The 26,423-nt window shown below is 44.1% G+C and carries 21 protein-coding genes and 1 pseudogene; 17 read left to right on the top strand and 5 right to left on the bottom strand.

Translation table 11 applies throughout. The features are described 5' to 3' along the window. The first annotated feature begins 61 nt into the window (after positions 1 to 61). The 6 genes from rpsA to DJ568_RS14575 all read left to right on the top strand — a co-directional run bounded on the left by rpsA (position 62) and on the right by DJ568_RS14575 (position 4,979). Positions 62 to 2,020: a 30S ribosomal protein S1 gene (rpsA, locus tag DJ568_RS14600; RefSeq protein ID WP_114006033.1), complete on the top strand. Its 1,959-nt coding sequence runs from the start codon at positions 62 to 64 to the stop codon at positions 2,018 to 2,020. A gap of 272 nt (positions 2,021 to 2,292) precedes the next feature. Next, positions 2,293 to 2,616, top strand: a complete 324-nt coding sequence (locus tag DJ568_RS14595) for a hypothetical protein (RefSeq protein WP_114006032.1) — start codon at positions 2,293 to 2,295, stop codon at positions 2,614 to 2,616. Between the two features lie 28 nt (positions 2,617 to 2,644). Then, positions 2,645 to 3,145: a sensor histidine kinase gene (locus DJ568_RS14590; protein WP_394339550.1), complete on the top strand. Its 501-nt coding sequence runs from the start codon at positions 2,645 to 2,647 to the stop codon at positions 3,143 to 3,145. Then, positions 3,142 to 3,339, top strand: coding sequence for an ATP-binding protein (locus DJ568_RS14585; RefSeq protein WP_114006030.1), 198 nt, complete (start codon positions 3,142 to 3,144; stop codon positions 3,337 to 3,339). The genes DJ568_RS14590 and DJ568_RS14585 overlap by 4 nt, the downstream gene beginning before the upstream one ends. A gap of 23 nt (positions 3,340 to 3,362) precedes the next feature. Beyond that, positions 3,363 to 3,905: a bifunctional pyr operon transcriptional regulator/uracil phosphoribosyltransferase PyrR gene (pyrR, locus tag DJ568_RS14580; protein ID WP_114006029.1), complete on the top strand. Its 543-nt coding sequence runs from the start codon at positions 3,363 to 3,365 to the stop codon at positions 3,903 to 3,905. A 147-nt stretch (positions 3,906 to 4,052) separates the two neighbouring features. Further along, entirely contained in the window at positions 4,053 to 4,979 is a 927-nt protein-coding gene (locus DJ568_RS14575) for an aspartate carbamoyltransferase catalytic subunit (protein ID WP_114006028.1), read from the top strand. A 208-nt stretch (positions 4,980 to 5,187) separates the two neighbouring features. Here the strand turns inward: DJ568_RS14575 and DJ568_RS14570 are convergent, their stop codons facing one another. Next, a complete protein-coding gene (locus DJ568_RS14570; protein ID WP_158534943.1) occupies positions 5,188 to 6,489 on the bottom strand; it encodes a flavin monoamine oxidase family protein in 1,302 nt (433 codons plus the stop codon). A gap of 133 nt (positions 6,490 to 6,622) precedes the next feature. Here DJ568_RS14570 and DJ568_RS14565 point away from each other — a divergent pair, with 133 nt between their 5' ends. Continuing rightward, a complete protein-coding gene (locus tag DJ568_RS14565; protein WP_114006026.1) occupies positions 6,623 to 7,354 on the top strand; it encodes an endonuclease in 732 nt (243 codons plus the stop codon). An 8-nt stretch (positions 7,355 to 7,362) separates the two neighbouring features. On the opposite strand, the gene DJ568_RS14560 is transcribed toward DJ568_RS14565, so the two are convergent. Next, a complete protein-coding gene (locus DJ568_RS14560; protein ID WP_114006025.1) occupies positions 7,363 to 8,016 on the bottom strand; it encodes an ankyrin repeat domain-containing protein in 654 nt (217 codons plus the stop codon). Between the two features lie 95 nt (positions 8,017 to 8,111). Here DJ568_RS14560 and DJ568_RS14555 point away from each other — a divergent pair, with 95 nt between their 5' ends. From DJ568_RS14555 to DJ568_RS14520, 8 genes are all read left to right on the top strand, one after another. After that, complete coding sequence (locus DJ568_RS14555; protein ID WP_114006024.1) at positions 8,112 to 10,679, top strand: FtsK/SpoIIIE family DNA translocase; 2,568 nt, start codon at positions 8,112 to 8,114, stop codon at positions 10,677 to 10,679. 144 nt (positions 10,680 to 10,823) lie between these two features. Further along, positions 10,824 to 11,504 (top strand): LolA family protein, encoded by a 681-nt coding sequence (locus tag DJ568_RS14550; RefSeq protein WP_114006023.1) that lies wholly within the window; start codon positions 10,824 to 10,826, stop codon positions 11,502 to 11,504. Between the two features lie 198 nt (positions 11,505 to 11,702). Continuing rightward, the gene (locus DJ568_RS14545) at positions 11,703 to 11,975 is read left to right on the top strand and encodes a hypothetical protein (protein ID WP_114006022.1); all 273 of its coding nucleotides are present in this window, start codon (positions 11,703 to 11,705) and stop codon (positions 11,973 to 11,975) included. Beyond that, positions 11,972 to 12,733: an MBL fold metallo-hydrolase gene (locus DJ568_RS14540; RefSeq protein WP_114006021.1), complete on the top strand. Its 762-nt coding sequence runs from the start codon at positions 11,972 to 11,974 to the stop codon at positions 12,731 to 12,733. Before DJ568_RS14545 ends, DJ568_RS14540 begins: the two co-directional genes overlap by 4 nt. A gap of 79 nt (positions 12,734 to 12,812) precedes the next feature. After that, entirely contained in the window at positions 12,813 to 13,229 is a 417-nt protein-coding gene (locus DJ568_RS14535; RefSeq protein WP_114006020.1) for a BLUF domain-containing protein, read from the top strand. Positions 13,230 to 13,303: 74 nt separating this feature from the next. Then, positions 13,304 to 14,068: an SGNH/GDSL hydrolase family protein gene (locus DJ568_RS14530; RefSeq protein WP_114006091.1), complete on the top strand. Its 765-nt coding sequence runs from the start codon at positions 13,304 to 13,306 to the stop codon at positions 14,066 to 14,068. Positions 14,069 to 14,108: 40 nt separating this feature from the next. Next, complete coding sequence (locus tag DJ568_RS14525; RefSeq protein WP_114006019.1) at positions 14,109 to 15,374, top strand: alkaline phosphatase family protein; 1,266 nt, start codon at positions 14,109 to 14,111, stop codon at positions 15,372 to 15,374. Positions 15,375 to 15,461: 87 nt separating this feature from the next. After that, positions 15,462 to 16,370, top strand: coding sequence for a DUF72 domain-containing protein (locus DJ568_RS14520; protein ID WP_114006018.1), 909 nt, complete (start codon positions 15,462 to 15,464; stop codon positions 16,368 to 16,370). Here DJ568_RS14520 and DJ568_RS14515 read toward each other — a convergent pair whose 3' ends face one another. The 3 genes and pseudogenes from DJ568_RS14515 to DJ568_RS14505 all read right to left on the bottom strand — a co-directional run bounded on the left by DJ568_RS14515 (position 16,371) and on the right by DJ568_RS14505 (position 19,737). Next, positions 16,371 to 16,649, bottom strand: coding sequence for a hypothetical protein (locus DJ568_RS14515; protein ID WP_114006017.1), 279 nt, complete (start codon positions 16,647 to 16,649; stop codon positions 16,371 to 16,373). It abuts the gene before it with no gap. Then, positions 16,639 to 19,161 (bottom strand): annotated as a pseudogene (locus tag DJ568_RS14510) (penicillin acylase family protein). Before DJ568_RS14510 ends, DJ568_RS14515 begins: the two are co-directional and overlap by 11 nt. A gap of 36 nt (positions 19,162 to 19,197) precedes the next feature. Next, positions 19,198 to 19,737: a thermonuclease family protein gene (locus DJ568_RS14505; RefSeq protein ID WP_199560993.1), complete on the bottom strand. Its 540-nt coding sequence runs from the start codon at positions 19,735 to 19,737 to the stop codon at positions 19,198 to 19,200. Between the two features lie 198 nt (positions 19,738 to 19,935). On the opposite strand from DJ568_RS14505, the gene DJ568_RS14500 reads away from it, so the two are divergent. Both DJ568_RS14500 and DJ568_RS14495 read left to right on the top strand, forming a co-directional pair. Further along, the gene (locus DJ568_RS14500; protein ID WP_114006015.1) at positions 19,936 to 21,528 is read left to right on the top strand and encodes a T9SS type A sorting domain-containing protein; all 1,593 of its coding nucleotides are present in this window, start codon (positions 19,936 to 19,938) and stop codon (positions 21,526 to 21,528) included. 17 nt (positions 21,529 to 21,545) lie between these two features. Further along, entirely contained in the window at positions 21,546 to 26,417 is a 4,872-nt protein-coding gene (locus DJ568_RS14495; protein WP_114006014.1) for a glycoside hydrolase family 97 catalytic domain-containing protein, read from the top strand. Positions 26,418 to 26,423: the final 6 nt, after the last annotated feature.

The raw sequence follows: 26,423 nt of genomic DNA, 5'->3' as shown, positions 1-26,423 counted from the left end.
AAATTATATCCGTACCTTTGCAGTCCCAATTAATGTTGGGTTAAAGGAGAAAATTTATTTAATGGCAAAAAAACAAGAAGCAGAAAAAGAATTAAAAGCCAAAGAAGCCGAACTGGATACAGTTAAGGCCGCGGCAGAAAAGGAAACTATTGAATCAGAAGCTGATTCAATCTCTATTGAAGACATCAAATCACAATTATCAACCCCGAGCGAAGATTTTGATTGGGATGCTGATGATAAAAAATTTGGTAACTACAGCGACAGCGACCGTGAAGCTTTAGAAAAATTGTATGATGGAACTTTTAGTTCAATCACTAAAGGCGAAATTATTACCGGTACCGTTGTTAATGTAAACAGCAAAGATGTGGTATTAAACGTTGGTTTTAAATCTGACGGTTTGGTATCAGTTTCTGAGTTCCGCGACACGCCTGACCTGAAAGTTGGCGACAAAGTTGAAGTTTTTGTCGAGTCGCAGGAAGATGCTAACGGTCAGTTAGTATTATCACGCAAGCGCGCAAAAACCCAGCAATCATGGGAGCGTATTAATTCGGCTTTAGATAACGACGAGATAATCACCGGTTTTGTTAAGAGCCGTACTAAAGGTGGTTTAATTGTTGATATTATGGGCGTTGAAGCCTTCTTACCTGGTTCACAAATCGATATCAAGCCAATTCGCGATTACGATGTGTACGTAGGTAAAACAATGGAATTCAAAGTAGTTAAGATAAACCACGAGTTTAAAAACGTTGTGGTATCGCACAAAGTGCTTATCGAAGACGATTTGGAAAACCAAAAAACAGAAATTGTTGCACGCCTTGAAAAAGGCCAGGTATTGGAAGGTACCGTTAAAAACATTACCGACTTTGGTGTATTCATCGATTTGGGTGGCGTTGACGGCTTACTGCACATTACCGATATATCATGGGGCCGTATCGAGCATCCGCGTGAAGTATTGGCGCTTGATCAGAAGATCAACGTGGTGGTACTTGACTTTGATGACGAGAAAAAACGTATTGCCCTTGGTTTAAAACAATTAACCCCGCATCCTTGGCAAAACCTTGACGAAGCTATCCAGATAGGTTCGCAGGTAAAAGGTAAAATTGTTACCGTTGCCGACTATGGCGCATTCCTTGAAATCACTCCGGGTGTTGAAGGTTTAATCCACGTGTCAGAAATGTCATGGTCACAAAACCTGCGTAATCCTCAGGAATTCCTTAAAGTTGGCGACGAGATAGAAGCACAAGTATTAACTTTAGATCGCGAAGAGCGCAAAATGTCATTAGGCATTAAGCAATTGACGCCTGATCCATGGCAAAATGCCGCTGACCGTTACGCTGTTGGTACACAACACGTAGCTACAGTTAAAAACATGACCAACTTTGGTGTGTTTGTTGAACTGGAAGACGGTATTGACGGCTTGATCCATATCTCTGATCTTTCATGGTCTAAAAAAGTAAATCACCCTAACGAGTTCACTAAAGTGGGCGAGAAACTGGATGTGGTTGTTTTAGAACTTGATGTTGATAACCGTAAGCTTAGCTTAGGTCACAAACAACTGGAAGAAAATCCATGGGATACCTTTGAAACCATCTTCACTATTGATTCAATACATGAAGGTACTGTATTAAAGGTAACTGATAAAGGCGCTATTGTTGCATTACCTTACGGTGTTGAAGGGTTCGCGCCAACTAAGCACCTGGTTAAAGAAGACGGTACCAGCGTAAAAGCTGAAGAAACTGCCGAATTCAAAATCATCGAGTTTGGTAAAGACAACAAACGTATCGTAATTTCTCACTCACGTATTTGGGAAGAGCAACGTGCCGAAGCAAGGGTACAGGATTTTGAAAACCGTAAAAAAGAAGCCAAATCTGCAAGCAACGCAGTTAAAAAGGTGAAAGATTCGGTTGAAAAATCAACTTTGGGCGACCTGAGTGTTCTTGCACAGTTGAAAGAACAAATGGAAGGTGCTGAAAGTAAGGCAAAAAAAGGCACTAAAAAATCTGAAGAAGAAGCTAACTAAGCTTTAAAGTCATATTTTACAAGGCCCTGTTTGGAAACAAGCAGGGCCTTTTTATTTATAGTGTGATAACCTGTAAACTAACTTTTAATCCTGTGATACAGCACACGGTCAAATCGCGGCATTGTTGTACATGAGATTTTACAACGGTATAGCATTTGCAAGGTTTTAGTGCTAAAACAGGGGCTTGCATGGGTTGCTATTAATCACTTAATCCGGATGTCCTTGAACAATAGTTATTACTTTTGCTTTATGTTATTATAACGTATTGGTTGATGACGGCGCAGGTAGATAATATTCTCCCAATTTTAAGGAAGCTTAGCTTCCTGATGCTATTTTGTTTACCAACAATCGCTACTGCGCAAATCACCGAAATACGCAAACTACAATCTGATCTGCCGAAAATTACTGACAGCCTGAAGTATGTTGATGCGCTAAACAGGCTTGGACTGCTTATTCATACAAAAAGTGCCGATAGCTGCTTTTACTACGGGATGAAGGCTCAGGCTATTGCCGATCGGCTGCGATATGACAAAGGGCGTGCGGAGGCTATGGTTAATATTGCTATAACGTTAACCATAAAGGGGAGTTGGGCTTAACAAAAAAGTAAACAGGCAAAATCAGGAGCTGATACATACCGACGAATTTAAAAGTAAGCTTATATCCATGCTTGCCCATGATTTTCGCTCGCCGCTGGGCTCGGCTATATCTATGATGCGGCTGGTTAGAGACGACGACAGCTTGGAGCGGGAAGAATTAGATATGCTATATAATAGCATTGAAACTGATATGCAAAATATCCTGCTCACATTTGATAATATTTTGCAGTGGGTTAAAAAGCAAATGGCAGGCTTTGTCTATGATCCGGAGGAACTTTCCGTCAGGGACATTATGGATGACGCAACTACTATTTTTAAGGATATTCTGCTGGTGAAAAAAGTATCAATAGTGAACAATGTGGCGGTAGATCTAACCGTGATAACTGACAGAGAAGTAATGCAGTTTATAAACCGTAACCTGATTCATAACGCAATAAAGTTTTCGCGCGAGGGCGCCACGGTAACGTTGAACGCCCGGCATACGGATAGCGAAACGATATTTAGTGTAGCCGATACAGGCAGGGCATGACATCAGCTCAGTTGAAGTCACTTTTTTCATTTAACACTGCGCCAACTGACAGTTATAACAAAGGGGCCGGCATAGCGCTTACTATCTGTAAGGAGTTTGTTGATAAGCTTAACGGGCGTATATGGGCGGAAAGTGAACCAGGCAAGGGAAGTACTTTTTATTTTACGGTACCTGATGTTGACAAAAATTCCTAACTTTGCCCAAATCCAACCCAACGATGCTCAACCTGACACTGCTCGACGGACAAAAATTTCAAATAACCATTCAGCGTTTATGTCGTCAGTTAATTGAAAACCATAACGACTTTTCCGAGTCAGTCTTAATAGGCATACAACCCAGGGGAATTTATCTGGCCAGGCGTGTTGCCGAAGAATTACGCAAGATTTTACCGGACAGCAATATATTGCAGGGCGACCTGGATATTACATTCTACCGCGACGATTTTCGCAGGCGAGACCAATTGGTGCCTAATCAAACAAAAATAGATTTTATAATAGAAGGCAAAAAAGTGGTAATGATGGATGATGTGCTTTGGACAGGCCGTACCATCAGGGCAGCCATGGACGCCATGCAGGCTTTTGGCAGGCCCGAAAAAGTGGAACTGCTTGCATTGGTTGACCGTCGCTATTCGCGTCATATACCTGTGGCTGCAGATTATGTAGGCATAGAAGTTGATTCCATTGCATCACAAAAGGTAGTGGTAAGCTGGAAGGAGACCGATGGAGAAGATAAAATAATATTGTTATCAGAAGTGAAGTAAATATATAAAGCGTCTGTGCGCGGAACGAAGTAATATCTTTAGACTTTTCAAATGTAAACCAACAAAGATATTCTATACTACGCTCGCAATGACGCGCGAAATAGAAAGTAAATTCGAAATCGAACATCCGAAATTCGAAATAAAAACATGGCAGGACTAAGCACAAGGCATCTTTTAGGAATTAAAGATCTGAATCTGGAAGATATACAATTGATATTCGAGACAGCGGATACCTTTAAGTCGGTTTTGAACCGACCGATTAAAAAAGTGCCATCATTGCGTGATGTAACTATTGCCAATATCTTCTTTGAAAATTCTACCCGTACACGCTTGTCTTTTGAACTTGCTGAAAAGCGTCTTTCGGCCGATGTCGTAAACTTCGCCGCATCTTCGTCATCTGTAAGCAAAGGCGAAACGCTGATAGATACCGTTAATAACATATTGGCTATGAAGGTGGATATGGTGGTAATGCGGCATCCCTATGCCGGTGCGGGAATATTTCTTTCAAAACACGTAAATGCCCAGATAGTAAACGCCGGAGATGGCGCGCATGAACACCCTACCCAGGCATTGCTTGACGCATTTTCCATACGTGAAAAATATGGCGATGTGGCCGGAAAAAAGGTTGTAATTGTAGGCGACATATTACACTCACGTGTGGCCCTATCAAACATACTGTGCCTGAAGCAACTTGGGGCAGAAGTGATGGTTTGCGGCCCTACAACGCTGATACCTAAATATATAGGTACCTTGGGCGTAAAAGTTGAACATAATCTTGTTAAAGCACTGAATTGGTGCGATGTAGCAAACATGCTGCGCATACAACTAGAACGGCAGGACATTAAGTACTTTCCGTCTTTACGTGAATACACCATGCTGTATGGCCTCAATAAGCGCATATTGGATAGCCTTGACAAGGAGATTATGGTGATGCACCCGGGGCCTATCAACCGTGGGGTGGAGATAACCAGTGATGTAGCGGATAGCAGGCAGTCGGTAATACTTGAGCAGGTTGAAAACGGGGTTGCCATACGTATGGCTGTATTGTACTTGCTTGCCGGGCAAACTCCGTAACATCTAAAGTTCTTAGTCTATCACCTTTTATTTTACCGTAGTAGTGTACTGGTAATCTCGTCAGCTTAAGCGTAAGGTGTGTACGCCGCTCACGTATGTTCATAAACCGGCAGCAGGTATTGAGTGGTATTCTATAAATACAGTGAGGTCACTCTAACACATCAAGCTTACACACCGGGATTCACCGTGTTAGATGCCGGAGTCTTTTTCAGATAACTTTTTTTGCGGCTTTCATCCCGCTTGTTAAAGCGGCTTCAACGGTTCCCATGGCCGGACCGTCATACAGGTATTCACCGGCAAAATATAGAGTATCTTCAATAGGTTTATCTAATACCATACGTGCAGCAGGACTGCTAACAGTATCATAGGCGTATGAGCCGCGTGTAAAAGGATCGGCAGTCCAGTTGGCTGTGCGCCAGGCTACTAATTTGGCTTTTAATTTTTCGGTAGGTATTTTAAATACGTTACTCAGCGAAATAAGTGAAAGTTGTAGTATTTCATCGTCTGAAAGATCTTTCTTGTCAAAAGCAGCAGGGCCGCCCAACCAGCCTGTTAGCAATGTGCTCCGCTGCGGCGACTGTGTCCACCAGGTGGGTATAGCCTCCCCGATAAATAAAAAACCCATGTTTTTTAAGCCTTCTCCCTCGGGCATTTCCAAAGCACCATGTTCCCAAAAAGGTTGATCAAACTCAAGTAATACTTTTATAACGGCGCCAAAGCCAAGTTGATGTATGGCTTCAATTTGCTTAATAACCGCCGGATGGAAGGTTAGTGCACCATGTTCTCCGGAATTAGCCTTCAATACACCCAGCGGCAATGCTATAATCAGTTTGTCGGCATAGTAGGTGTCATTATTTGCTGCAATAAGCTTAACGTTATGCTTTTCCCATAATACTTCCTTTACCACGGTGTTTAAAACAATTTGGTTTCCGGCTGCTCTGCATGCATTTGCTAAATAGTTTATCAACATACAATAACCACCCTTAGGACGATACTGGGCGTTTTCATCGTCATTCTCTAACTCGCTACGTAAGGCAAAAGCACTGGCCTTGCGCGGGTCGGCAGTATCATACCCCGATACATAGTTCCATACGCTTTCCCGTAATTTCTCAAAATCTTCTCCCGGAAAGTGCTGCTGCACAAAATCGTTTGCCGGCATATCCTTTTTCAATTCTTTCAGCTTTTCCAGCAATCGGTCCCAGCCTGCGTCAAACTGCTCGCTTTTTTTAAAGGAGCCGTCATTGTACTCCCATGCTTCTCCTCCGGCGTTACTGTACGGAATTCCTGCCTCTTGAAGCATCGATAGGGTTACGGGCAAATTGCCATGTATAAACTCAGCGCCAAACTCAGCGTGTTTAAAAAATAACTCGTTGTTAATTGAGTGAATACGACCGCCCGTACGGTTGCGGGCTTCAAGCACCGTAACTGTTTTTCCGGCTTTTGTAAGTTGGTAGGCGGCCATAAGCCCGCTAGCGCCGGCGCCGATAATAAGTACGTCAGTTTTATTCATAAATAGGTGATGCCAAGATAAGGTTTGTAGGCCGGATTTTGAATGCAGATGGCTAACTGTAAAGTAAAAAAACCGTAACAAAAAGCCAAACCAAAGTGGCTTGATGTTTGCCGTGATCATTTAAACATTCAACATGCCCGAAGGCCCATCCTTAATTATCGCAAAAGAAAATCTGCAGCGTTTTATCCGGCATCGTGTTATGGCGGCTGATGGCTATACTAACGCACTTGACCCGCACAGATTAGAAGGTAAAATATTGATGGACATCAAAACTTGGGGCAAACACTTGCTGCTATGCTTTGACGGTTTCACGGTACGCATTCACTTTATGTTGTTTGGATCGTACAAAATAGACGAGTGCGGCAAAAAAAATGCCGTGTTGCAAATAGAATTTGTTAATGGGATGTTGTATTTCTATGTGGCTAAAATAGCATTGATAGAATTGCCGCTTAACGATGTGTATGATTGGCAGGCCGATGTAATGAGCGATAAGTGGAGTGCTAAAAAGGCTATAAAAAAAATAAATGATAAGTCCGATAGGCTTATTTGCGATGTGCTGATGGATCAGCAGATATTTTCTGGTGTAGGCAATATCATAAAAAACGAAGTGCTGTTCCGCGCCAAAATTCATCCTGCAAGCAATGCGGGGGCAGTACCTTCAAAAAAGCTTAATGAGTTAATAAAAGAAACGGTAAAGTATAGTTTTGAGTTTTTAGAGCAGCGTAAAAAGGGTATACTAGCCAAAAACTGGCGGGCGTATGAACAGGATGAGTGCCCGCGTGATCACATACCATTGCATAAAGAAGAACTGGGTAAAACAAAACGGTGGTGCTACTACTGTGACAAGTGCCAGAAAAGATACTAATAACGGGCTTATCCCACCTCCAATATCTCAGCAATGTCTGCATAACCCTTTTCCCGGGCAAGATCGGCGGGTAGCTTGCCGCCTTCCATGCGGATATCTACCTCGGCGCCGTGTTCAAGCAGTAATATTAACAGGTCTACATTGCCGTTTTGGGCTGCCGAATGCAACGGAGTTACACCGGCTTGCTGCTTGATGTTTACCTGCGCGCCATTTTCAATCAGCAGTACAGCAATATCCGTAAAATTGCCCGCAGCTGCCGAGTGTAAAGGAAATACGTTAAAGCCATTATTTGACGGTAGGTTAATATCGGCACCCTTTTCCACCAGGTAACGTGCAATTTCGTATTGGCCAAAGTAGGCGGCCAGCCCCAAAGGCGTAAAGCCATCTTCGGCATGGTAATCCACGGCTTCAGGGTGCCTGCTCAACAGTTGTGTCAAAACATCCAGCCTGCCGGTAGCTGCCGCCTCAAACAGGTTTATATCATCAATATATTTTAGCAACAGTGACGTAACTTCCGGCCGTTTATAGTAACAGGATAGCATAAGCGGCGAAACGTTATGGCTGGTACGACTTTTTACAAGGCTGCGGTTAGCGGCAAGTAACTCACCAATGCCTTGAAGATCAGCGTCGGCAATCAGTTGTTCCAGTTTTTCTGCGCTCATATTTAATCCAATAATACTAAAAAATTAAAAAAGCGTGCCAAATAACTTGTTAACTATTTAACTTTATATTTGAGGATTATTACTGATATTGCAGGATGCCGCCAAAAGGAAACCAGTTCAGAACAAATGCTTTAAAGGACCCAAATCAACCCCGCCAGTCTTCATCCAAAGCGGATAGCGGGCGTTCTATAAAAAACCGGATTGAAAAAATGCCGGCTTTTAATTTTCAGGACGGGCGGTTGATAAAGGTAATCGGGTTATTTTTTCTTATACTTTCCATATTTTTTTTAACGGCATTCACATCGTATCTTTTTACTTGGCAGGAAGACCAGAGTTATGTATCAGAAGCCAATGGCGGCTGGGACAATTTGTTCACTTCAACACAGGAACTTGCTTTAAAAGATATTGATCCTATTGTAGATAACTGGTTAGGCAAGTTTGGTGCATTGCTATCACACCAGTTTATCTTTGAATGGTTTGGCGTAGCATCGTTTCTTTTTGTTTTTGTATTTTTTGTGATAGGTTACCGGCTGCTTTTTAAAGTTAGGCTGTTCTCTATCAGCAAAACCGTTGCTTACACGCTTTTTTGCATTGTATTTATTTCGGTAACGTTTGGTTTTCTGCATTCGTTTATGCGCGATACACCCCATTTCTTAGAGGGGGAGTTTGGCTTTTGGACCAACAGGTTGCTCGACGTTCAGATTGGACAAACAGGAACGGCGGGCACACTGGTGTTTGCAGGGCTAACCGTGCTTATTATAGCCTACAACATTGATTTTAAAATACCAGAGCGTGAAAAAAGGCTGGCTCCGGATATAGTGCCAATAGTAAGTCCTGAACCTGTTGAACTGGTGGAGGAGGAGCCGTCTACGCCGGTTGAGTGGCCGAAGGGTGGTGGGAATACCGTAAAAGATAAACTGGCTACTAATCTTGTAAAGCCGGAGCCGCTTAAACAGCAACCTATGGTGCAAAACCCCGTATTTCACGAGCCGGTTGTGCTGACACCCGATGTATCCGCTAGCCACGAGCCTGAGACTGAAGACGAGATACCCCTGACAGTAGAAACTGAACGCCCTACAGCTTTATTGAATATCGAGAAACCTGATGCCGCCAAAGCTAATGAGCTGGTGGAGCAGTTTGGTATGTATGATCCTAAGCTTGATCTGTCATCATATAAATATCCACCGCTTGACCTGCTGGAAAATTACGGCTCAAATAAGATAAATGTAAATGCTGAGGAACTTGAGGCCAATAAGAATAAAATTGTTGAGACACTTAATCATTATAATATTGAGATAGATAAGATTAAAGCAACTATAGGCCCCACTGTTACGCTATATGAAATTATTCCTGCACCCGGGGTACGTATCTCAAAAATAAAAAACCTTGAAGATGATATCGCTTTAAGTTTGGCGGCTTTGGGTATCCGTATAATAGCCCCTATGCCGGGTAAAGGCACTATTGGTATTGAAGTGCCTAACCAGCACCCGGAAATGGTGTCAATGCGTTCGGTACTCGCTACCGAAAAATTCCAAACCACACCGATGGACCTCCCGATAGCATTAGGGAAAACCATCTCTAACGAGGTATTTATTGCAGACCTTGCCAAAATGCCCCACCTGCTGGTTGCCGGCGCTACAGGCCAGGGTAAATCAGTAGGTATCAACGCAATTTTAGTATCGTTGCTATATAAACGCCACCCGGCCGAATTAAAGTTTGTATTGGTAGACCCAAAAAAGGTGGAGCTTACCTTATTTCGTAAAATAGAGCGGCACTTTTTGGCTAAGCTGCCAGATGAAGCTGACGCTATTATAACGGATACCAAAAAAGTAATTAACACGCTCAATTCACTTTGTATTGAGATGGACCAGCGTTACGACTTGTTAAAGGATGCGCAGGTACGTAACCTTAAGGAGTACAATGCCAAGTTTGTAAACCGGAAGATACCAAACCCTGAAAAGCACCGCTATTTGCCGTTTATTGTGCTGATAGTAGATGAGTTTGCCGACCTGATGATGACCGCTGGTAAGGAGGTGGAAATGCCTATAGCACGCCTGGCGCAGCTGGCTCGAGCGGTGGGTATACACCTGGTAATTGCTACACAAAGGCCGTCGGTAAATATTATTACAGGTACTATTAAAGCTAACTTCCCGGCACGCCTGGCCTTTAGGGTATTGTCAAAAATCGACTCGCGCACTATTTTAGACGCCGGCGGTGCCGACCAGCTGATAGGCCGGGGTGACATGCTATTGGCAACCGGTAGCGACCTGATACGCTTGCAATGTGCTTTTGTAGACACCCCCGAAGTAGAGAAAATATCTGACTATATCGGCGATCAGCGCGGTTACCCAACCGCGCACTATTTGCCCGAGTACGTGGGTGATGGTGAAGAGGGTGGTTCGGCAAAAGATTTTGACCCGGACGACCGCGATCCGATGTTTGAAGATGCGGCCCGCCTGATCGTGCTGCACCAGCAAGGCTCAACTTCGTTAATACAGCGCAAATTAAAACTCGGATATAACCGCGCAGGCCGTATAATCGATCAACTGGAAGCTGCAGGCATAGTAGGTCCGTTTGAGGGTAGCAAAGCCCGTGATGTATTATACCCTGATGAATACAGTCTTGAACGGCATTTAGAAAGCCTGAACGGAAAAGGGGAATAAGAACGCCTATCCTCTAAAGATGAATTATTCCTGCTCATGCGAAGATCGCCGACCAGTTAAACCAATTGCGCCTTTGCTACTCTAAATAAAAAATCCCTGCAACAAATATTTGCTTTCAGGGTTATAACAACTGATAAAATTTCCATGAAAAAACTATTCATATATCTGCTGCTTATAGCAGCTGCTGCTGGTGATGTTTACGCGCAAAAAGATAAGGACGCAAAACTTATCTTAAATGAATTGAGTAAAAAATACCGTTCATACACATCTATCAAAACTGATTTTTCGGTAACTGTTGATAATAAGCAAGCCGGCGCTGTACACACGCAAACAGGTACGGTGATATCAAAAACTAAGGGTAACAAATTTAAAATAAGCCTTTATGATCCGGTAAGTAAGTCAAAATCAGCCATCGATCATGAGATTATAAGCGATGGTAAAACCCAGTGGACTTACCTTGTTGATCAGAAAGAGGTTCAGGTAAACGATGCCGGGCAGGGGGATGACGCTTTTAATCCGGCACAGATATTTACCATATATGAGAAAGGCTATAAATACCTGTATACCGGTACTCAAAAAACGGGTGGTAAACTTTACCAGGTAATTGACCTTACTCCGGAGGCCGAGAAAGCCCAGTTCTTTAAAATAAGGCTGATGATAGACAAGGCCAAAAAGCAGATATATAATGTTTTGGTGTTTGACCGTAACGGCAGCAAATATAATTATACGTTAAAAACCGTAACGCCTAATGTGCCGGTAGCCGATGCGCTGTTTAGTTTTGACCCCAAAAAATATCCCGGCGTTGAGGTGGTAGATCTGCGGTAGGTATAAGTTGATTAATAAAAGCGCAATTATCAAACGCTGAAGGCGCCACCATACGCGGCGCTTTGGGAACTAACGCGGATGTCAACACGGGTATATATTTGTTTGATACTTCTGAATACTTCACATTCTTTATTAAATTTGAACATGTCTGGTATTTCATCCCGATAGCTATCGGGAATCACATTTAACAAAAAACATTTGCTCCCGTTAACTACCCATACGCTTGAAAAACTTGAACTGCTGTTAAAAACAGGCGGCTACAAGGTTCGTTATGAGAAAGGGAACTTTAAAACGGGCGCGTGCCTGTTACAAAACAGTAAGGTAATTGTGGTGAACCGGTTTTCAAATACCGAGAGCCGTATACAAGCGCTTGTTGAACTATCGCGCGAGCTTGAGATTGATCACGGACAACTGGATGAGAAGCAGATCGCATTTTTACATCAGTTGAAACAAACTAACCTGCAATTGTGAAAGTAACTTTTTTAGGCACCGGAACATCGCAGGGCGTACCCGTAATTGCTTGCAATTGCGAGGTATGTACATCGGCCGACCCGAACGACAAGCGTTTGCGCACTTCTATCATGATAGAGGCGGAGGGTAAAACCATTGTTATTGATTCAGGTCCCGACTTCAGGTACCAAATGTTGCGCGCGCATGTGCAGCTGCTTGATGCGATAGTATTTACTCATGAGCATAAAGATCATGTAGCCGGTTTAGATGACGTGCGCGCCTTTAATTACAAGCAGCAGGAAGCTATGGACGTATACGCGGTGGAACGTGTACAAAAGGCTATTAAACGCGAGTTTCAATATATATTTGATGAATATACCTACCCGGGGATACCTCGGGTAAATCTGCACACCATTGGCAACGGGCCGTTTAATATAGGTGGTTTGGAAATAACACCTATTGAAGTACTGCACTACAAATTACCTGTGCTTGGTTTCCGTATTAATGACTTCACTTATATTACTGATGCTAAAAGTATTACAGATATTGAAAAGGAGAAGATTAAAGGCACTAAAGTGCTTGTTGTAAACGCGCTGCAAAAGCAAACGCATATTTCGCATTTTACTTTTGATGAGGCAGTTGAATTTGCACAGTCCATTGGTGCAGATAAAACTTACTTCACTCACATAAGTCATCGCCTTGGCCGCCATTATGTAATATCGCAGGAACTGCCTGATGGCATTGAACTGGCTTACGATTCCTTGCAATTGCACTTATAGTTAAAGGTTGTTAGAAAAACCGCTAATTACAATCCGGGTAATATCAACAAACATATATTTGAAAATTATTTAATTGAATATGTATAATCTCATTTACATAAGTACCGCAACTAATTTGTTCACTGAATATGAACTGATGGATCTTCTGGATGCAAGTAGAGCTAATAACCTTAAACATAACGTCACCGGTATGTTATTATACGCCGAGGGTACCTTTATACAGGTGTTGGAGGGGGATTTGGAACAGGTGAACAAAGTTTTGGCAAAAATAGCAAATGACCGTAGGCATAAAAACATTATAGAGTTGGCCAGCGGTCCGGTTGAAAAGCGAAATTTCCCGGATTGGTCAATGGGTTTTGCATCAGTTAATGCCGATATACTGAAAGAGTTTGAGGGATACGTTAATCCGGTTGATAAAGATTTTATAAAAACCAATAATACCAATGCTGCCGTAGTTATGCTTAAAAGCTTTGCTGAAAACAATAAGCTTAATTAGTGCGGATATTGAAATATGTGATTTGAGCTTAGCTTATATAAGTTACATTTGTGCTTAACCAATACATGATGTTTATGAAAAAAATTTATGGTGTTTTATTGTTGCTGGCTATGGCTTGTCCGGCACTAGCTCAGCAGGATACTTCAGCTGCTGCACGGAAAAAAGCCGAGGACTGGGCCAACTTTTTAAAGATGATTGAAGAACGGGTGCATAAGGATTGGGCATGGATGAAGCGCTACGAAGGTGATAATGAGAAGCTTGCACCGCCCGCAGCAAATGAAAAGCGCGTTGTATTTATGGGCAACTCTATTACTGAGGGCTGGGTGTCAGCCCGTCCGGAATTTTTTAAAGGTAAGCCATACGTAGGGCGGGGCATAGGCGGGCAAACAACCCCACAAATGCTTGTGCGTTTCCGTAATGATGTAATTAATCTTAAGCCTGCTGTAGTAATAATATTGGCAGGTATCAATGACATAGCTGAAAATACAGGTCCATCTACCATTGAAACCATATTTGGCAACATTGTATCGATGGCCGAGTTGGCTAAGGCGAATAAAATTAGAGTAGTGTTATCATCAGTACTCCCTGCGCATACAATTTCATGGAACAATAAGGTTAACCCGGTTGAAAAGGTAGCGCAACTTAATGCTTTGCTTAAAGACTATGCTCTTAAAAACAATATCCCATATGCCGATTACTACACAGCCATGGTTGATGAGCGGAAGGGCCTTCCTGCAGATCTGGCACAGGACGGTGTGCACCCTACCGTTAAGGGATACCAGGTAATGGAGCCAATTGCCGAAAAGGCTATTGCTGAAGCCTTAAAGCGGAAACAATAATTTAATGCTTACTCAGCATAAATGAGTAAATTGGCCGGACATGAGGTCCGGCCTTTTTTTATGCTTTTTATTTTTTTGGAGTATGGCGGCGTATTGCCAGTCTGACACTACGCAGCAGGTGATTCCGGGAAGAAAGAATAGTGCTGCACAGCAAAAAAAGCCCTACGTAATACTCATCTCTGCCGACGGCTTTAGGGATGATTACGCGCAGAAATATCAGGCGTCTAATTTACGCAGGCTGGCCGCATCCGGTATTAAAGCCGACTATATGTTGCCCTCGTACCCTTCACTTACATTTCCTAATCATTATACGCTTGTAACAGGGCTTACGCCGGCACACCATGGGCTTGTGGGCAATAACTTTTATGACCCTTTACGTAAAGAGACATATTTTAAAAGCAACCGGAAAAATACCATCGACAGCACGTGGTACGGGGGCACGCCGTTATGGGTGCTGGCAGAGCGGCAGCAAATGCTAAGCGCCACATTTTACTGGGTAGGATCGGATGCAGGCGTAAAGAATACTTTTCCTACTTATTATTATCATTACAATGAGCGCATAGATATTAACCGCCGCATTAACGCTGTAGTACGCTGGCTAAGCCTGCCCGCGGAAGAGCGCCCTCATTTTATAACGTTTTATTTGCCCCAGGTTGATGAGGCCGGCCACTGGTACGGTCCGGATGCACCGGAAACCGGTAGATCCGTGCGATTCGTGGATTCGGTGGTAAATGAGCTTAACAAAGTTGTAAAAGCGACAGGACTGGATGTTAGCTATGTATTTGTATCAGATCATGGCATGGCTAAAACTGATAACAAAGATCCAATATCCATACCGGCTGTGGTTGATACGGCGAAGTACCTTGCATACGGCGATGTTACGCTGGTTAACTTGTATGCTAAGAAAGGCGCGGACATAGCTGCTGATCACAAGCGGCTTAAAGCAAAGGCAAAGGGCTATGATGTCTACCTGAAAAGTAGCACACCTGCGCGCCTCCGCTTTGGTGAGGCAGATGATAGGTATAACAGGATAGGCGACATTGTGCTGGCTGCACAGGTACCTAATGTATTTCAATTTGGCAGCTATAATATTAATGTTGGCCAGCATGGCTATGATGTTAAGCTAGTGCCGGAAATGCGAGCGGTTTTTTATGCCTGGGGGCCGGCATTTAAAAAAGGCATAAATATAAAGCCGTTCAAAAATGTTAGTATATATAATCTGATAGCTAATATATTAGGTTTAACAATCACTGAAAAAGTTGATGGGGATGATAGGCTGGCTAAGGAAATATTGCTTAAAAAATAACTTGCCGGTACAGCATATTTGCCTGAGCCTGTTTAAGTGTAAATGCAGATTAAATAGTATAGAATAATTATATTACTTAAAATTATCATGGAATTTGGCCGCGTAACCACCGATGAATTGCCGGGTGTGAATTTCACACTTCCGCCCGACCCTGAACTAACAACGAGCACGCTAACTGCTGCAACGGGCGGGGTGCCGTTGCAGGTACACGTTGGCTGCGCCAAATGGGGGCGTAAAGAGTGGGTAGGCAAAATATATCCGCCTAAAACAAAAGACACTAACTTTTTGGATGAGTATGTAAAGCATTTTGATTGCATTGAGCTGAACGCCACCTTTTATAATGTTTACGGGCCTGACACAATCAGTAAGTGGAAAGAAAAAGCTGCTGCCAAACCTGACTTTAAGTTTTGTCCGAAATTTTCGCAGAGTATAAGCCATATACGCCGCTTAAAAAATGCCGACGAGGTTACTACCAGCTTTTACGAAGGTATCGCCGCTTTTGGCGACAAGCTTGGCCCATTGTTTTTACAGCTAAGCGATAATTTTACACCTAAGAGCTTTCCGGAGTTGAAAGCTTATTTAGAGCGCTTGCCGACAGATGCACCTGTGTTTGTTGAGCTACGGCATAAAGATTGGTTTAACGCCGAAAATAGCCACGTATTTGACCTTTTTCGTAGTTTAAACATGGGTACCGTGATTACTGATGCCAGCGGACGTCGTGATTGTGTACATATGCAATTAAGCACTCCTCACGCCTTTATACGATTTGTAGGCAACGGCTTGCATCCAACTGATTACCTGCGGGTTGATGATTGGGTAGAGCGTATTAAACAGTGGGCAGGTATGGGATTGCAATCAGTTTGGTTTTTTATGCATCAGCATGATGAGCGCTACTCTCCTGAACTGTGCGATTATGTAACAGAGAAATTAAATAATGCGCTTGGGCTGCAATTGCGCCGCCCGCAATTCATTGATCGCGACAAAGGTCTGTTTTGATTAGGAATCTGTTTTGACGCCTTCCTTTTGAAATAGCCAGGGGCTTATTGCTTTACGCAGCAGCGAGCCTGATAGTGAAGACAGGCCGCCAACAATTCCCCCAAGCAGTGCTGTTAACGCCAGAATGTAAATCCATCCCGGCAGATGAAATAAAGCGGCCACCCGGGTAGCCAAAATGTTGTCATTTGGCAACGTTTTCAATAGCGCCAACGCCAGCCACGCCAGCCCGGCTCCCGCAAACCCTATCCAAAAAGGTTTGCCCGAAGTTTTAATAAACAACGCCGCGGTGAAAGCTATGATTGCAGTAAACCACCAGGGTAAAAAGAAACCGCATACAAAACTTAGTGCCAATACAATGGGGAATAGTAACATCGTTATAATTCTTATTTTTATGCAGTATCAAACTTTCTTTTATCCGGTCAGACTTTTCATCAACCGACTTCAAAAACAACAATTCGTCCAGCTCTCCGGCTTGCCATGTAGCTAACATATCATCATAATAGTAACTCCCCGGATTACCTGATTGCCCACCTGGTATGATGCCATAACCTTTAACAACCGGCCCTAACTGCACCACCATGCGCCACGAAGGGCCATGCCCATTATAAAGAGCGTTTACAGTAGAGCCCGTACCGCCTGCTACAAAGTTGCCCGAGCCAAACCCCTCTATTTTAGCCATGTGCGTCACCTCAATCTTTCTTGTGCGGCCCCACTCCCAGGTTTTACCCGGCTTGCCATATTTGCGTAACAATTCATCAGCAGCGGCGTAAAAGGCCCGGTTCACAACGTCTGGGGCAGTTTCAATCGCTTTGGTCTTCTTGTTATCAAACCATTTTGAATTGGGTTCTTTTAACAGTAGTTTTTTTGTCCTGTCGCGCGAGGGGAATCTAAGCAAAACCTTTTTACTCTTAAAATGCCTGTTCCAGGTCATGTTGCTGAATTTGGTCCACCAGGTATCAAAAACTGTCGCGCCTGTTGAGTTTGCCGCGAAGCGCATATTCCATTTTTTAACGATGTTAAACGCGGCTGCCTGGCCGTCGTCCAGCTTACTTTCATCAACATAGGCAATCATGGCAGGCAATACGTCGCGCGCCCAAATGCTGTAATCATCAAGCTGAAGTAGCCGCAAGCTATCGGCGGTAGCATTTTGCATAACTGCGAGGCGGTCATTTATACGTTTACCGCGGCTGTAGTCCTCAAATTGCCAGTTAATATAGTAAGGATAAGTTTCGTCTGTAGGAAACTGGTTTGCTGAACTCACGTAATCCCGTGTAGGATTCTTCACTGTAGGACTATGCTCAAAGGGGATAAAACCCTGCCAATCGTTACCGGGGTCGCTGCCATCCATAATAAACTTACCCTGGTTTGGATATTTCAGCGGCAGTTTGCCGTTAGGAGTTATGGCTATGTCGTTATTAACATCGGCAAATATGAAGTTCTGTGCCGGGGCTGTGTAATGTTTCAGCGCTTCCCGATAATCTGCATAGTTAGCCGCACGATTCAGCAGATAAAAGGTTGTGAATTCTGTTGACGTGTCGTGAGCAATCCATCTCACTGCATTACCTACCGGCACATTTTTTACAGCTTCTGCCGGTTTTTGCGCCGCCGTTTCATAAACCACCGGACCGTGATGGGTATACAAAACAGTGTCATACCGGGTCTTATTTCCGCGCACTGTAATCTTTTCTACCCGGCGGGTAACTTAATGCCAACGATTATTATACCAGTACGCTGTTTTGCTTTTGTCTCTGAATTTAATTTGGTACCAATCAAGCACTGCAGCGTCTACATTGGTTACACCCCAGCTAACCTTTTGGTTAAACCCGATCACCACACCGGGTGCGCCGGGTAATGATGCGCCATATACATTTACAGTTGGAGAACTTAATTGTACCTGGTACCACACAGAAGGGTAGGTTAGGTCCAGATGCGGATCATTAGCCAAAATAGGGTAGCCGTTTGCTGATCTGCTGCCGCCAATGGCCCAATTATTACTCCCAATACCTCCGCGCCGCGATTGCGGATGCTGACTTTCTGCCATTTGCGCTACAAAGCTTTTTGATGGCTTTGGTAATGTAACCGGCTTAAAATTCCACTCCGTCCCGGCCGGGATAATCGGCTCGTCAAACATTGGCCTGCCAGGGAAAAGATCATTCGCATCGGCAGCGCCAATTTTTTTTAGCGTGTTAGTCATGGCAAACTGGTCTGATCCTCCTGCCAGGTTTTGCGACATTAACTTTAACAAAAAGGCGCAATTTATGGGCTTCCATAACTCGGGTTCATAGTCAAGCAGTTTAAATTCAATGGGGTATTCAGCCGGTGAAAGCTGATTGATGTAAGCGTTTATGCCTTCGGTGTAAGCAAGTATCACATCGCGCATTACCGGATCCTTCATCATGCCGTTCAGTGTGTTTTCGGCACCGTAAGTCATTCCCATGCGACGGTTGTAACGGTCGGTCTCAAAGGTTTTTTCGCCGATTACTTCTGACAGGCGGCCCGCGGCCTTACGGGTTTGGATGTCCATTTGCCAAAGACGGTCGCGTGCAGTAAGGTAGCCCTGTACATAATACAAATCGTAATCATTGGCTGCAAAAATGTGCGGTATACGGCGGTTGTCAAAATGTACGGTAACCTTACCTGATAGTCCCGGCAATTTTAGCTCCTCGTTTTTAAAATCCTTTGTTTCGGCGTTTTGCCAAAACCCTGTTACCGGATTTAAAAACTTACCCAGTGGCGGGATGTCGCCAAACTTGGTTTGCAGTGCCCAGATAAATGCTGCTGTAACAGCCATGGATAAAAAGGCTTTAAAAAAATTCATCACAGGTATTTAATAATGATTAACTAAAGATACTGCTTCCTCGTACTGCCTTTTCTTTCGCCGGGACTTTTTCTTTGTCTTTTTCTTGCGAAAGTTCCATGGTTCAACCGGGTTATCTTGCTGCCAAAGGCCTAAACGGTTTTCGCGGGCGTATTCTTCCAGTAGCGCAAGTTTAGGGTCTGTTGAGTATTGCTTATATTGCCATGCCAGCCCGTTTTTAACCATTTCATAGTTGATATTACGGCCGTCTGTGAGTAAAACTGTGGCTACCGTACGGCCATACCTGTCATGTTTGCTGCCATCCAGTTTAACATTTTTACCAAAGCAGAGCAACGCTAAGTATTGTTTGGCAGCCTTACCATATGGCTGTGTTTTTTCCGGACAATCAATTCCGGCCAACCGTACGGTAATGTTCTCAAAATCATTACTTAGTATTTCCATGGTGTCGCCATCCTTAATTTTCACCACTTTGTAAGTATCGTCAGCCATGGGATTACACCCCGTTATGAAGATAATGATGAGCAGGAGCAGCAGTTTGATTTGTTTCACGATGGTAATAACGTTGATTCAGCTAATGTACGCATCACTTACAACCCTTACAAAAATCCCGCGTCTTCTGTATGGATTCTAATGGATCAAACCTATTAGGAATATTATTTAGCGGTATTTTGCTAAATCGTTTTTAATGTATACTTTTAATGGCCGTCAGGCTTCTGAAACCAATAATAACCAATAAACCATAACCTTATGGCCGTTTTAATCCGATATATCCCGCTGCTTTTTATTACCATATTTAATTGTGTGTTTTACATTTCTGCAACAGCTCAGCAGGTTGATGTGGAGTACCTGCATGCTGAGATGCCTTCGGGGTGGGTACCCCTTAATGTAGGCGAGCGGCCTGACAGTGTTAATGTGCTGATACGTACCGGCGACACCGTAACTATGGACACAGATGCCTACGTTAAAAATATGCAGATAGAAGCAGGCGCTGTGGTAAACGCGGCGGGCAGCACGTCCCAAGGGCAGCCGTTCAAGTTGCGTCCGGGTGCTTTTGCAACTACTGGCGCTGCAACATTGTTAAATCAGGGTGTTTTAGGCGCGGCCACAGGCAACCATAATGGAATTGCGATCGAAATACCTCCGGCGTGCCGCAACTTTACGCTTACGGGCCCCGGCACCACAAGCATAGCTTATATAAGGCCGCAAAGCAAAAGTGCCGAACTTTCAATTAATATTAACCAGGATGTTAGCCTGAACCACAATGGCATAGCCATCTCCGCAATTCCCCTTGATAAGGAAGGTTCGACAGAAGACAAAATAGATGTAAATATAGCGGCGGGTAAAACAGTAACATTAACAAACCCTTCGGGGCAAATTCACGGCCTTACACAAGCGGGTGGTACATATACCTATAATATAAACGGTACGGTGGATGCATCTGCAACCACCGTTGTGCAAAATATAGTCCCTGCTGTTGCAAGTCCGGCCTCTACAACAATCTTTAACATAGCGGGTGTGCTAAAATTTGGCGATAAACTTAACATCGCCCCGGCTACTGAATCAGGCGGAAAACTTACTTTAAATATACTGAACGGAGGTGTGGCAGATGCAACGCTGACCAATATATTGATACCGGGCGCCAACTTTTTTATTACCCATGGAACCGGCGTATTAAAACGCAAGGTGGGTAGTAATGATGTGCTGTTTCCGGTAGCTGCGGGTGGCACAACAACCCCGAGTGCAGTAATATTAAATAATGCCGGCGTGGCAGATAATTTCAGCGTACTGGTGAGCAAGGATTTTACTGTAAGTGTACCAAATTCTAACAAAATGGTAAACAGGCAGTGGACCATTATACCCGACAGCAATACAAATAGCAATGTAACGGTTACCCCGGCGTGGCTTACAGGCGACCAGGCCGGAGGATTTTCCCCCGCATTGCCGGTTGCAGTGCTGCAATACCATGATGGAGCGTGGTTACAAACAAGCGCTACCATAAAAGGTACAGGCTCATTGGCAGACCCTTACACGGCAATGGCGGCCGGATTCACAACCTTCGGTTTATTTGCAGTACACAATACCGAACTGCCCCCGCCGGGTTCTGCGTTGTCGGTATACCCAAACCCGGTAATTGAAAGTATGAACCTAACGTTTCCGGCAACAACAGTGTCGGGCACGTTAAAAATAACTACCAGCGATGGCAAAAGAGTTTTTACAGAAGAACTCGAAAAAGGAGCTACGGCCCGTACTTATAACGTGTCTACCTGGTTGCCCGGCGTTTATTTTTTAATAATTGAAGGGGGCGGCAAAAAGTCATCGGTTAAATTTATTAAGCAGTAATATCAACTAGAATTATTATGAGCGTTTTTTTACAGCGTTGCCTGGTTTTTGCCAGCCTTTTATTTTTAACTGTTCCAGCTTTTTCACAAACTCCCGGCGATGTACGTTCGGCCGGATCAGGTAACTGGACCAACATGCAGCCCGCCTCTATCTGGGAGCAATATCGCCTGGCCTACGGGGGATGGAAAGTGCGGTCGCAAAAAGAAGTGGGCGCCGACAGTGTGGCTATGCGCAGCCCTGGTTATAACGCAGGCAGCTGGCTAAAAGCGCAGGTACCGGGTACCATATTTGGCGCTTACGTAAAGGCAGGCATAGAACCCGACCCCAGCTATGGCGACAACATTTACAAAATGGACTACGAAAAGTACCGGGCTAACCACTGGTACCGTACCGAGTTTACCATTCCCGGCAAATACGCCGGTAAACTGGTGTGGCTTAATTTTAACGGCGTTAATAAAACCGGCGAAATTTACATCAATAACAAAAAATTAGGCGGTGTAAAGGGTTTTATGATACGCGGTAGATATAATATAACTGATAAGATTAACCCGAATGGCACTAATGTGTTAGCAGTACTGGTACGCCGCATGTCCGACTCGCTGAACAACTGGGAATCGCCCACGTATAAGCCCAGCGCCGGTTGGGACTGGATGCCAAGCGTGCCGGGCGTAAACAGGGGAATTACCAATAAGGTTTATTTAAGTGCATCGGGCCCGGTTACGCTGGCAGATCCCTGGATGCGTACCATGGAATTACAGGGCCAAAACACATCGGCTAAAATGCGTTTTAATACGCAACTAAAAAATCATACAAATACTGCCCAGACCGGTGTTTTAACCGCCATTATCAATCCGGGCAATATCAGGTTGAGCCAAACCATAAAGTTTAATCCTAACGAGTTGAAAACCTATTCGCCGGCTGATTTTGTTATGAGCAATCCAAAACTATGGTGGCCAAATGGTTACGGAGATCCTCATTTATATACCTGCAAACTTGTTTTTGAAATTAACGGTGCCGTGTCTGACAGTACGAGCTTTAAATTTGGCGTACGTAAATACGGTTACCGGAATGATAATAACGGGGTACTTCAGTTAAGCATTAACGGTAAGCGGGTTTACTGTAAAGGCGGCAATTGGGGCATACCTGACTTTATGCTCGGAGATCTAGGCCGCGAATATGAAACACGTATCCGTTTTCATGTCGACATGAATATGAATATGATAAGGAACTGGACGGGCTCCACCACCGACGAGGCTTTTTATGATATGTGCGATAAATACGGGATCATGGTATGGGATGACTTTTGGTTAAATAATGCATTTACATTTCTGTTTGACGAGAAAGCATTTTTGGCTAACGTACCTGAAAAGTTAAAACGTTTCCGTAACCACGCCAGTATTGCGGTGTGGTGCGGCAGTAATGAAAATGTTCCTTTTCAGGACCGGCAGTTGCAGGATAGCACGTTGAAATACGATGGCGGCGACAGGTTGTACCAGTCAAGTTCAAACAGTAAAAACATTAGCAGTAAGGATCAAAAAATTCAATTTGGCATGCCCAACCAGGGCGGTCTGTCGGGGAGCGGCCCATGGGACACAAAAGATATTAGATCATATTTTACAGGTTCCGGCGTTAGCGGGCATAGCGAGCCAAGGTTCGTCGGAAAATTTGGCTTCCGCAGTGAAATTGGTGCTACGGCATTTCCTAATGTCGAAAGTTTCAAAAAATTTATTCCCGCAGATAAACTTTGGCCACGCAACGAGATGTGGGACCGCGCTCATTATTTTAGTAACGACTGGGCCTACGGTGGCGGCGCTGGGCCATCTGACTACATGAACCGGATAAACCGCTTTTACGGTACTGCTACAGGAATTGATGACTTTTGCAAAAAAGCCCAGTTGCTAAACTACGAAACACACCGCGCTATGTTTGAGGGCTGGCAGGATAATATTTGGAAAGACGCATCAGGTATTTTGATGTGGATGAGTCAGTCGGCATTCCCTACAATGATATGGCAAACCTATGATTATTATTATGATTGCACAGGTGCGTATTACGGGGTTAAAAAAGCCAACGAACCGGTGCATATACAATGGAGCATAGCCGACGAAGGGGTTAAGGTGGTTAATAATACGCATACTACATTAACCAATCTTACTGCTAAATCAACCGTGTATGATATCGCGGGTAACATTGTGCCCGGTTACAGCAAATCGGTGGTTATTAATGCGCTCAAAGATACCATTACTTACGCCATGAAAGCTGGTAACATTGCCGGTTTGAATTTTGCGCTTAATAAGCCCGCATTTTCATCAAATGAAGAAAGCAACCACCGGAAGGCCGACGCCTTTGACGGAAACAGCAGTACGCGTTGGGCGGCAGGTGAAACAAGCAATAACAGTTGGATATATGTTGACCTGGGAGCATTAACTAAAATACAGGCGGTTCAACTCGTTTGGGAGAGCTTTGCCAGTTCATACAAAATACAGGTTTCAAACAATGCAACCAATTGGACTGATGTTTACTCAACTACTACGGGCGATGGTGGTACTGACGCTATAACCTTTAATGAGGTTACCGCACGGTATGTGCGTATGCAATGCGTTCAGCGCAATGGATTTTTTGGCGTATCACTGTTTGAGTTCGGTGTATATAGCAAGCTGCCTGCGGTTGACTTTCTGAAGCTTGAATTAACTGATAATACTGGTAAGCTGGTATCAGAAAATTTGTACTGGCGAAGCGGCGGTGACTACACTACACTTAACAACATTCCCCAGGTAAAATTGAGCGTAACTAGTTCAACAGAACGAGTAGGTGATAAGCAGTTGATGAAAGTTAAGATTGCTAACCCGGCAAACTCCGGCGGAGTAGCTTTCGGCCTGCATGTACAACTTACCAACCCGTCTACTAAAGAAAGGGTTTTGCCGGTACTTATTAGCGACAATTACTTTACCGTTTTTAAGGGTGAGGAAAAGAATATAACTATTGAATATGACCCAGCCTTGCTGGGCGGCAGTGAGCCCGAATTAAAAATAGACCAGTACAGTGATAAACCTTTTGCTGAAGTTGACAGGGATACTGTTAGTGCAATTAGCCCCGATACTAAAACAGGGTTTAATTTATTTGTAAAAGACGGCAGGATGTATTATCAGCTTAACCGTAATAACAAATCGGTTATTGAGCCATCGCTATTAAGTTTGACAGTTAATGATAAGATGCCGTCGGGTATTAAGTCATTTACTGTGGCCGAAAGAAAAACGATAAATCAAACCTATGCCGTAATGGGCGGGCACAGTGAGGCGGTTAATAATTGCGAGCAGATATTGGTAAAGGTGAACGAGCCGTTAAACCTGGGTATGATGTTAGAGATAAAGGTTTTTAACGATGGTGCCGCATTCAGATATATATTACCGGGCAATTTTACCAAGACGGTTACAGCTGACGATACAGAGTTCACAATACCTGCAGGCAACATAGTTTGGAGTCAGGCAGATGTAAGCAATTATGAAGGTGTTTATATTAAAAAGGCAATTGAATCAGTAAAAAAAGGAGACCGTGTTGGTCCGCCGTTAACTTTTATCTTGCCTGATAATGGGGGTTACGGTGTGATACTGGAAGGCGGCAATGATAATTTTGCAGGCATGTCACTTACCTTTAACGGTAACAGGCAATATAAAGGCAGGCTGCAAGGTAAAACCATTATAAATGGCGAGTTGAAAACGCCTTGGCACATTGTGCAGATATCAGCCGATTTAAATGCTTTGGTGAACTCTGATATTGTAGGTAATGTATCGCCCGCGCCAGACCCGGAACTATTTCCCCAGGGCGTTAATACACGCTGGTTAAAGCCGGGCAAATCAACCTGGTCATGGCTGGCTACTACCGGGACGCCATTGTTTGAGGTGACATATAAAAACATGCTGCGCTATTCGAAACTTGCCGGCCAGATGGGCATCGAATATAATTTGGTTGATCACGGCTGGGAGTATTATTGGGCAACCGGGAATAAGACTAAATGGGATGTACTTAAAGAATTGGTAGATAGCTCAAGAGCGCATAACGTTAAAATATGGGTGTGGCGGTCATACAACAATCTTGATTTTTTTGGCGACCCGGGACTGAAAGATTCTACCGCGCGCCGGGAATTCTTCGCCAAGTGCAGAGAGGTTGGCGTGGCGGGCCTTAAGCTTGATTTTTTTACGGGCGAAACGCAGGAAGTGCAAAGCTGGATGCAGGCAGCACTTAAAGATGCCGCCCGGGAAAAACTGATGATAAATTTTCATGGTGCGCCAAAACCCAGCGGGCACAGCACTACCTGGCCTAACGAAATGACACGGGAAGCCATACGCGGGCTTGAGCATGGTAACCCGGGTAGTAAGTGGCCCGAACATAATACTGCGCTGCCCTTTACCCGCTTTTTGGCAGGAGCAGGCGATTATACGCCTTTGAGCTTGCGCACACAAATTGTACCGGGCACTACGCTCACTCATCAGCTTGCCACAGTTATTGCGTTTACCTCGCCATTTATGTGCCTGGGTGTTAATCCAGACTCGCTTGCTGTTAGCCCTGTAAGGCACATGATAAAAGGCTTGCCTACAACCTGGGACGAAACACGCATATTGCCGCAAAGCGAAATTGGTGGGTTAGCTATTATGGCCCGGCGTAAAGGCACAACATGGTACCTTGCAGCAATTAACGGCCCTGTTGCCAAATCCGTGAATATCAGTCTTTCGTTTTTAGGCAATGGTAATTATAAAAGCTTGCTATACCGCGACGATGATAACGCAAATGCAAAAACCATTATAGTAAACACTGACTTTACAGGTTCGGGCGTGTTAACCGGCACGCTAAAAGCCGGTGGTGGCATTGCCGCAAGATTTGAAAAGCAGTGACCGTTG

This window comes from Mucilaginibacter hurinus, from assembly GCF_003324525.1.
Classification (GTDB): domain Bacteria; phylum Bacteroidota; class Bacteroidia; order Sphingobacteriales; family Sphingobacteriaceae; genus Mucilaginibacter; species Mucilaginibacter hurinus.
This window is presented reverse-complemented; position numbering and strand designations above follow the sequence as displayed.

Coding starts and splice junctions, on each gene's coding strand:
- DJ568_RS14570 (WP_158534943.1), bottom strand. CDS start 6,489: ATGAATAAAACTGACGTACTTATTATCGGCGCCGGCGCTAGCGGGCTT.
- DJ568_RS14575 (WP_114006028.1), top strand. CDS start 4,053: ATGGCAGGACTAAGCACAAGGCATCTTTTAGGAATTAAAGATCTGAAT.
- DJ568_RS14555 (WP_114006024.1), top strand. CDS start 8,112: ATGCCGCCAAAAGGAAACCAGTTCAGAACAAATGCTTTAAAGGACCCA.
- DJ568_RS14535 (WP_114006020.1), top strand. CDS start 12,813: ATGTATAATCTCATTTACATAAGTACCGCAACTAATTTGTTCACTGAA.
- rpsA (WP_114006033.1), top strand. CDS start 62: ATGGCAAAAAAACAAGAAGCAGAAAAAGAATTAAAAGCCAAAGAAGCC.
- DJ568_RS14560 (WP_114006025.1), bottom strand. CDS start 8,016: ATGAGCGCAGAAAAACTGGAACAACTGATTGCCGACGCTGATCTTCAA.
- DJ568_RS14595 (WP_114006032.1), top strand. CDS start 2,293: ATGACGGCGCAGGTAGATAATATTCTCCCAATTTTAAGGAAGCTTAGC.
- DJ568_RS14530 (WP_114006091.1), top strand. CDS start 13,304: ATGAAAAAAATTTATGGTGTTTTATTGTTGCTGGCTATGGCTTGTCCG.
- DJ568_RS14550 (WP_114006023.1), top strand. CDS start 10,824: ATGAAAAAACTATTCATATATCTGCTGCTTATAGCAGCTGCTGCTGGT.
- DJ568_RS14565 (WP_114006026.1), top strand. CDS start 6,623: ATGCCCGAAGGCCCATCCTTAATTATCGCAAAAGAAAATCTGCAGCGT.
- DJ568_RS14525 (WP_114006019.1), top strand. CDS start 14,109: ATGAGGTCCGGCCTTTTTTTATGCTTTTTATTTTTTTGGAGTATGGCG.
- pyrR (WP_114006029.1), top strand. CDS start 3,363: ATGCTCAACCTGACACTGCTCGACGGACAAAAATTTCAAATAACCATT.
- DJ568_RS14500 (WP_114006015.1), top strand. CDS start 19,936: ATGGCCGTTTTAATCCGATATATCCCGCTGCTTTTTATTACCATATTT.
- DJ568_RS14495 (WP_114006014.1), top strand. CDS start 21,546: ATGAGCGTTTTTTTACAGCGTTGCCTGGTTTTTGCCAGCCTTTTATTT.
- DJ568_RS14520 (WP_114006018.1), top strand. CDS start 15,462: ATGGAATTTGGCCGCGTAACCACCGATGAATTGCCGGGTGTGAATTTC.
- DJ568_RS14585 (WP_114006030.1), top strand. CDS start 3,142: ATGACATCAGCTCAGTTGAAGTCACTTTTTTCATTTAACACTGCGCCA.